Source organism: Vibrio sp. 1401, assembly GCF_033340295.1.
Map to the genome: position 1 here is coordinate 1 of NZ_JAWOWF010000167.1, position 957 is coordinate 957.

Consider the following 957-nt stretch of genomic DNA (forward strand, 5'->3'; position numbering starts at 1 on the left):
CGATTGAGATGCTTGGCCATCGCCTGCGAGAGTTCTATCTTGATGACAAAGCACTGTTCCCACGCCAGGTGTTGTTGCAACCGAGTCATCAAGTTCATGATGTATGGAGACGTGAAATCGAGTATCGCCATGCTGACGGGCACAGTGTTTGGGTACGCGAAAACATTCGACCGCTCAACGATTCCGATCAGTTGCTGATTGTGGGTGAAGACATTTCAGAGACCAAACTTTTGGCTGAGAAGTTAGAGTATCAGGCGCGTTATGACTTATTGACGGGGACATACAACCGCAACCACTTTGAGTTGGAGTTGAAAACCGCGCTGCGTGAAGTGGATAGCCACCGCCGAGTGCATGCGATGTTATACCTCGATCTCGACCAGTTGAAAGTGCTTAATGACACCGTTGGGCACGATGCGGGCGATGCTGCGATTCAATTTTGCGCCAGCATGTTGGAAGAAGTGCTGCCATATAATTCCGTGCTTGCGCGAATGGGCGGCGATGAATTCGCGGTGCTACTGAAAGATTGCGACGAGTATGGCGCGATCAATATTGCTAAGGTGATTATCTCCACATTGGGTGAGCACCTGTTTATCTGGGAAGACACACGCTTATTCATCAGTTGCTCGGTCGGCATTCGTATCATCGACCACACGGCAGAAACGCCGCAAATGGTGCACGCGCAAGCAGATTCGGCCTGCCATGCGGCGAAAGAGCAGGGGCGTAACCGTTACAATCTATTCAGCTTAGATAACGAAGAGTTGCAGCGTCGTCAGATGGAAATGCAGAGCGTCAACTTGGTGCACGAGGCGTTGTCCAATCAACGCTTGGAGCTGTTTGCTCAACGAGTGATGAATTTGCAGTCGCCAGAGTCGCTGATGTATTTTGAGATTTTGGTGCGTATTCGTGACGCGCAGGGTAACTACGTCTCTCCGGCGATTTTCATTCCCGCTTCCGAGC

At 50.9% G+C, this 957-nt stretch carries 1 protein-coding gene; it reads left to right on the forward strand.

Annotated elements, in window-relative coordinates:
* A partial coding sequence (locus tag R7Z77_RS24315; RefSeq protein WP_318136923.1) for a diguanylate cyclase domain-containing protein occupies positions 1-957 on the forward strand: 957 nt, incomplete at both ends.